Origin of the sequence: Staphylococcus sp. HMSC063A07 (genome assembly GCF_001836955.1) — a bacterium.
GTDB classification, from domain to species: domain Bacteria; phylum Bacillota; class Bacilli; order Staphylococcales; family Staphylococcaceae; genus Staphylococcus; species Staphylococcus lugdunensis.
In genome coordinates, this window is the sequence record NZ_KV830910.1 from 1 (window position 1) to 7035 (window position 7035).

Below are 7035 nucleotides of genomic sequence, written 5' to 3' on the forward strand. Positions count from 1 at the left end.
GTCAGAGGTTCGAATCCTCTATGGCTCATTGTTTGCACTTTCTCTCAGGAAAGTGCTTTTTTTATTTTTATCAAAAATTTTGACATAAATTATAGTGTTCATATGACAGTTATTATAATGATTGGTATAATTAATATCATGAAATTGAAACCGGAGGAGATGTCATGGATTTTTCTAATTTTTTTAGTAATCTAAGTACTTTAAAAATTATAACAAGCGTACTTGACTTGATTATTGTTTGGTACGTTCTCTATCTTCTCATTACTGTCTTTAAAGGAACTAAAGCGATTCAACTGCTCAAAGGTATAGTTGTTATTGTCATCTTTCAACAAATTAGTAAAGTGCTTAATTTGACAGCAACTTCTAAGTTGTTTGACATTGTCATTCAATGGGGAGTACTTGCCCTTATTGTTATCTTCCAGCCTGAAATAAGACGTGCACTTGAACAATTAGGTAGAGGAAGTTTGTTTAAACGCTATACTAATACTTACAGTCGTGATGAAGAGAAATTAATAGAAGCTGTTTCGAAAGCTGTGCAATATATGGCTAAAAGACGTATAGGCGCTTTGATTGTTTTTGAAAAAGAAACAGGCTTACAGGATTATATTGAAACGGGAATTCCTTTAGATTCAGATATTTCACAAGAGCTATTAACGAATGTGTTTATTCCTAATACTCCGTTGCATGATGGTGCAATGATTATTCAGGGAACTAAAATTGCCAGTGCTGCAAGTTATTTACCATTATCTGATAGCGCAAAAATATCTAAAAGTTTAGGTACAAGACATCGTGCTGCAGTCGGAATTTCTGAAGTTTCTGATGCTTTCACCGTGATTGTATCTGAAGAGACGGGGTCTATTTCAGTTACTTTTGATGGAAAGTTGAGACGAGATATTTCAAATGAAGTATTTGAAGAACTACTCGCTGAACATTGGTTTGGCTCACACTTTCAAAAGAAGGGTGTGAAATGACATGTTAGAAAATAAATGGGGCTTACGTTTTGTAGCATTTATATTGGCACTATTTTTCTATTTATCTGTGAATAATGTATTTGGAAATATTTTTAGTAACAATGACTTATCTCAAAATTCATCCAAGACGATTGAAGATGTACCTGTTCAAGTAATTTATAATACAAAAAATTTGCATGTAACTAAAGCACCAGACACAGTTGATGTAACGATTTCAGGACCTCAATCTAAATTGCTTAAAATTGAGAACGCAGATGATATTAAAGTTGCAGTAGATTTGTCTAAAGCAAGAGCAGGTAATTATAAAGAAGATTATGTGGTAAAGGGATTAAGCAATGATATTAATTATAATGTGAAGCCTAAGCAAGCACATGTAACTTTAGAAGACAAAGTGACGCGTACAATGCATGTCACGCCTGATATTAGTAATAACGATATTGCTGGTAACTATAAAGTAAGCGAAGAAAAGGTATCTCCTGAAACTGTGAAGGTTACAGGTGGTAAAGAACAGTTAAATCAAATTGCTTATTTAAAGGCAACATTTAGAAATGCCAATAAAATTGATAAAGATACAACAGATATTGCTGACATTGCGGCTTTTGATAAACAATTAAATAAGTTAAATGTTACAATTCAACCAGACAGCGCTAAATTAAGTGTAAAGGTTAAGCCGTATTCTAAAAAAGTTAAAGTAAATGTTAAAACGGTTGGATCTTTACCAAATAATGCAAAAGTACAGAACATCAAACTTGATGATGATGAAGTCGAACTATTTGGCAACCGAGACGATTTAGCAAATATCAAAGAAGTTACAGCTGAAATAGATTTAGATGATGTTAAAGAAAATACGAGTCAGACCGTGAAATTTAAATTGCCTGATCATGTGTCGAAACTTGACCCGAGTGAAACAAACGCAGAAATTACAATAAATTAATAAAAAGTAGAGGAGTATTTTTGATGGGGAAATATTTTGGTACAGATGGAGTAAGAGGTATTGCAAATAAAGAATTAACACCAGAACTCGCCTTTAAATTAGGGCGTTATGGTGGCTATGTATTAGCGCATAATGAGAATGAAGCGCATCCTAAAGTTCTAGTAGGTAGAGATACGCGTGTATCTGGAGAAATGTTAGAAGCTGCTTTAATTGCAGGATTAGTCTCAATCGGAGCAGAAGTTATGAGATTAGGTGTGATATCAACGCCTGGTGTTGCATACTTAACAAAAGAAATGGGTGCTGAATTAGGTGTCATGATTTCAGCATCACATAATCCTGTTGCAGATAATGGTATTAAGTTTTTTGGTTCAGATGGTTTTAAATTGTCAGATGATCAAGAAAGCGAAATTGAAGCCCTATTAGAACAACAAAATCCTGAATTACCTAGACCAGTGGGACAAGATATTGTACATTATTCTGATTATTTTGAAGGAGCACAAAAATATTTAAGTTTCTTAAAATCAACAGTAGATGTTAATTTAGAAGGTATGAAAATTGCGTTAGACGGCGCTAACGGATCTACGTCTTCATTAGCACCGTTCCTTTTTGGTGATTTAGAAGCAGATACAGAAACAATTGGATGCAGTCCAGATGGGTATAATATCAATGAAAATTGTGGTTCAACTCATCCAGAAAATCTTGCTAAAACTGTATTAGAAACAAACAGTGATTTCGGTTTAGCCTTTGATGGTGATGGTGATCGTATCATTGCGGTTGATGAAAATGGTCAAATCGTGGATGGTGATCAAATCATGTTTATCATTGGCCAAGCGATGCATAAGAATCAAGAATTAAAAAAAGATATGATTGTTTCAACTGTCATGAGTAATTTAGGTTTTTATAAAGCTTTAGAAAATGAAGGTATTGCTTCAAATAAAACTAAAGTAGGCGACAGATATGTTGTTGAAGAAATGAGAAAAGGTGACTACAACCTAGGTGGTGAACAATCTGGACATATTGTAATGATGGATTACAATACAACAGGTGATGGTTTATTAACAGGTATTCAATTAGCTTCAATCATTAAAATGAGTGGTAAACCTCTAAGTGAATTAGCGGCACAAATGAAAAAATATCCACAATCACTTATAAATGTAAGAGTAACAGATAAATATAATGTGGAAAAAAATGAAGATGTGAAAGCTGAAATAGCAAAAGTTGAAGCTGAAATGAATGGAGAAGGTCGAATTCTAGTAAGACCTTCAGGAACTGAACCACTAGTTCGTGTAATGGTGGAGGCTTCTACAGATGATAATGCAAACCGCTACGCCGAACAAATTGCTCAAGTTGTAGAAGCGAAAATGGGCTTAGAAAAATAAAATAAGTTAAACATTGTAATGTAAAGCTAATGAAGCATATTTAAATTGTTTCATTAGCTTTTTTTCTTATAAAATGTTTTTTTAAAACTTCACATTAGTTTTCCAGAGGTTAAATTTGCTCAAGGAACTACAACACTTAAAAAATAAATATGACACATTTATTTTTTTATAGCGCAAAGTTATATTTAGTAGTGTAAAATTATTTTAACATCTCGGTTATTCTAAGAATTTTAAATAAAATTCCGTATAATGTTGTGAAAATATTTGCAATATAACTTTCAAACATTGTAAAATAAACATTAATGGAAAGGAGGAAAGTGAATAAAAAACAATTATAGCGCCTGTGCAATTGTTTAAATACATGTTGACGACCAACAACTAATACAAGAGAGTTGTTAGAGACATTTATTTAACTTTTGTAGACGAGGAGGATAGTGATCGAAGTGATCGGCGGATGCTATCCCGGATGTGGCTCATTCGACAGCTTATTAAATAAAACATTGAGGTAACTTAATGGACAAAATTAATAAGATCGCCAAACTAATATCATGAAAAATAAAGTATAAGGGCTTGTTTTTATGTTTCTACAAATAGAGCTGTAATTTGCTTTTGAAACGATAGAACGACAGGCTTGTTTAACTTTGCTTAAATGAAGGTATGACAGATGATTGCTAATCTAAATTACAGCAATACGTCATATAATGTACTTTATTATTTCTAATGGAGGAAATTAAATATATGTGCGGAATTGTAGGTTATATAGGTTATGATAAGGCCAAAGAATTATTATTATCAGGGTTAGAAAAATTAGAATATAGAGGTTATGATTCAGCAGGTATTGCTGTTGCTAATGAAGAGGGAACAAAGGTTTTTAAGGAAAAAGGTAGAATCGCTGAATTACGCAAAGTGGCTGACAATAATGATATTGATGGATCTATTGGAATCGGTCACACGCGTTGGGCTACACACGGCGTCCCTAATTACCAAAACTCACATCCACATCAATCAACAAGTGGACGCTTTACATTAGTTCATAACGGTGTAATTGAAAATTATGAAGAACTAAGAGATAGCTATTTAACAGATGTAACATTGGTATCTGATACAGACACTGAAGTTATCGTTCAATTAGTAGAATATTTTTCAAATAAAGGGTTATCTACTGAGGAAGCTTTTACTAAAGTTGTATCTCTCTTACATGGCTCTTATGCTTTAGGTTTAATAGATGAACAAGACAAAGATACAATCTTCGTTGCTAAGAATAAATCACCTTTATTAGTTGGTCTTGGAGATCATTTTAATGTTATTGCTTCGGATGCTTTAGCAATGATTAAAGTTACGAATCAATATAAAGAAATTAAAGATCATGAAATTGTTATCGTTAAAAGAGAAAGTGTAACAATTAAAGATTTAGATGGCAATATTCAAGAACGTGATGCATATACAGCTGAAATTGATGCTTCAGATGCTGAAAAAGGTGTTTATGCCCACTATATGCTAAAAGAAATTAATGATCAACCAGCTGTCATGAGACGTATTATCCAGGAATATCAAGATGGACAAGGTAATTTAAAAATAGATGCTGATATTGTTAAAGATGTTGCTGAAGCAGACCGTATCTATATTATTGCAGCAGGTACAAGTTATCACGCCGGTTTGGTAGGTAAAGAATATCTTGAAAAATGGGCAGGTACGCCTACAGAAGTGCATGTAGCATCAGAATTTGTCTATAATACACCTCTACTATCTAAAAAACCATTATTTATCTATATTTCACAATCTGGTGAAACGGCTGATAGTCGTGCAGTGTTAGTTGAATCTAATCGACTAGGACATAAGGCATTGACCATTACGAATGTTGCTGGTTCTACGCTATCACGTGAAGCAGATCATACACTGTTGTTACATGCTGGTCCAGAGATTGCGGTTGCTTCAACAAAAGCATATACGGCACAAATTGCTGTATTGGCAATATTATCTCAAGTAATTGCCAAACATCATGGTCATGAAGCAGATATAGATTTATTAAGAGAGTTAGCTAAAGTAACGACAGCAATTGAAACAATTGTAGATGATACACCAAAAATGGAGCAAATTGCGACAGACTTTTTAGCAACTACACGTAATGCCTTCTTTATTGGTCGAACAATGGATTATAATGTCAGTCTTGAAGGAGCACTGAAATTAAAAGAAATTTCATATATTCAGGCTGAAGGTTTTGCGGGTGGAGAATTAAAACACGGTACGATTGCACTTATTGAAGAAGGAACACCAGTAATAGGGCTAGCCACTCAAGAAAAGGTGAACTTATCTATTCGTGGTAATGTCAAAGAAGTTGTTGCACGCGGTGCACATCCATGTATTATTTCAATGGAAGGCTTGGAAAAAGAAGGAGACACATATGTAATTCCTCGTGTTCATGAGTTGTTAACACCTTTAGTATCAGTAGTTACATTGCAACTTATTTCATATTATGCAGCGTTGCATAGAGGATTAGATGTTGATAAACCACGTAATTTAGCAAAATCAGTGACGGTTGAATAAATTAGTTAACATATATAGGGAGTAGGACAATAATAGGTATTTAGAAATACCCAAGCTGGTTTTTCGAAATTTAAACTAATATTGTCTTACTCCTTGTTTTTTATAGGAAGACGTTATTAAACTTTTCAGTAAGTTTATTTGCTATAATTATTCTCATTTCAAAGACTATTTGTAGCGCTATAAGTAAATTTCAACATTGGCCAATAATTGTCTATAATGAAGATAATTACATCAGAAGATGATTACCTTAGGAGGTTACAAAGAAAGATGGATATAATTAAAGCAATATTTTTAGATATGGATGGTACGATCCTACACGAAGATAATACAGCTAGTGGTTATACTAAAGAAGTAATAGACCAATTGCGAGCTAAGGGGTATAAGGTCTTTCTTGCTACAGGGCGTTCTTATGCTGAAATTAATCAGCTTGTTCCTAAAGGATTTACAGTTGATGGTATCATAAGTTCCAATGGTACCAGTGGTGAGGTCAAAGCGCATAATATATTTCGACATAGTTTAACACAAGAAGCGGTAAATAAAATTGTTCAATTAGCACAACAACAACATATATATTATGAGGTCTTTCCATTTGAAGGCCAACGCCTTGCACTGCAACAAGATGAATCTTGGATGCGCGGCATGGTGAGGGAAGAAGAACCACAAAACAATGTAGGGATTAGCGAATGGCGTTCTCGTAAAGACGCGCTCAAAGGTAAGATTAACTGGGTTAAAACATTGCCTGAAACATCATATTCTAAAATATATTTATTCACTACAGATTTAGCACAAATTACTCAGTTTAGGCAGTCACTTATTGACCAACAATTAAGTTTGAACATTAGCGTATCTAATTCATCTCGCTTTAATGCTGAGACGATGGCATATGGTGTTGATAAAGGCAGTGGCATTGCTGAAATGATTGCGCATTTTGGTATTCAACAGCAAGAGACGCTTGTCATTGGAGATAGTGATAATGATCGCGCGATGTTTAAATATGGTCATGTTACGGTAGCCATGAAGAATGCACGTCCAGAAATAAAGGATTTGACTGACGATGTTACGGTTTATGATAATGAAGAAGATGGTGCAGCACGTTATTTAGCAGATAGATTTTTATAACCAAGTTGGGACATAAATACAAAGTATTAAGATTGTAATGTTAAAATCTTTTCTTCGCTATGATTTTTACAATATAATTTGAAGTGAT

5 protein-coding genes are annotated in these 7035 nt (G+C 33.7%); all 5 read left to right on the plus strand.

Annotated features, from left to right (window positions below; genetic code table 11):
- Positions 1–164 precede the first annotated feature (164 nt).
- The 5 genes from cdaA (at position 165) to HMPREF2597_RS02820 (ending at position 6947) form a co-directional block, all read left to right on the plus strand.
- Positions 165–971 carry a diadenylate cyclase CdaA gene (cdaA, locus tag HMPREF2597_RS02800; protein WP_002461294.1) on the plus strand — a complete coding sequence of 269 codons (807 nt, stop codon included), beginning with the start codon at positions 165–167 and terminating at the stop codon, positions 969–971.
- Position 972: 1 nt separating this feature from the next.
- Entirely contained in the window at positions 973–1905 is a 933-nt protein-coding gene (locus HMPREF2597_RS02805) for a CdaR family protein (RefSeq protein WP_002461293.1), read from the plus strand.
- A gap of 23 nt (positions 1906–1928) precedes the next feature.
- Positions 1929–3284: a phosphoglucosamine mutase gene (glmM, locus tag HMPREF2597_RS02810; RefSeq protein WP_002478929.1), complete on the plus strand. Its 1356-nt coding sequence runs from the start codon at positions 1929–1931 to the stop codon at positions 3282–3284.
- 738 nt (positions 3285–4022) lie between these two features.
- Positions 4023–5828: a glutamine--fructose-6-phosphate transaminase (isomerizing) gene (gene glmS / locus HMPREF2597_RS02815; protein ID WP_002478930.1), complete on the plus strand. Its 1806-nt coding sequence runs from the start codon at positions 4023–4025 to the stop codon at positions 5826–5828.
- A gap of 267 nt (positions 5829–6095) precedes the next feature.
- A complete protein-coding gene (locus HMPREF2597_RS02820; protein WP_002478931.1) occupies positions 6096–6947 on the plus strand; it encodes a Cof-type HAD-IIB family hydrolase in 852 nt (283 codons plus the stop codon).
- Positions 6948–7035: the final 88 nt, after the last annotated feature.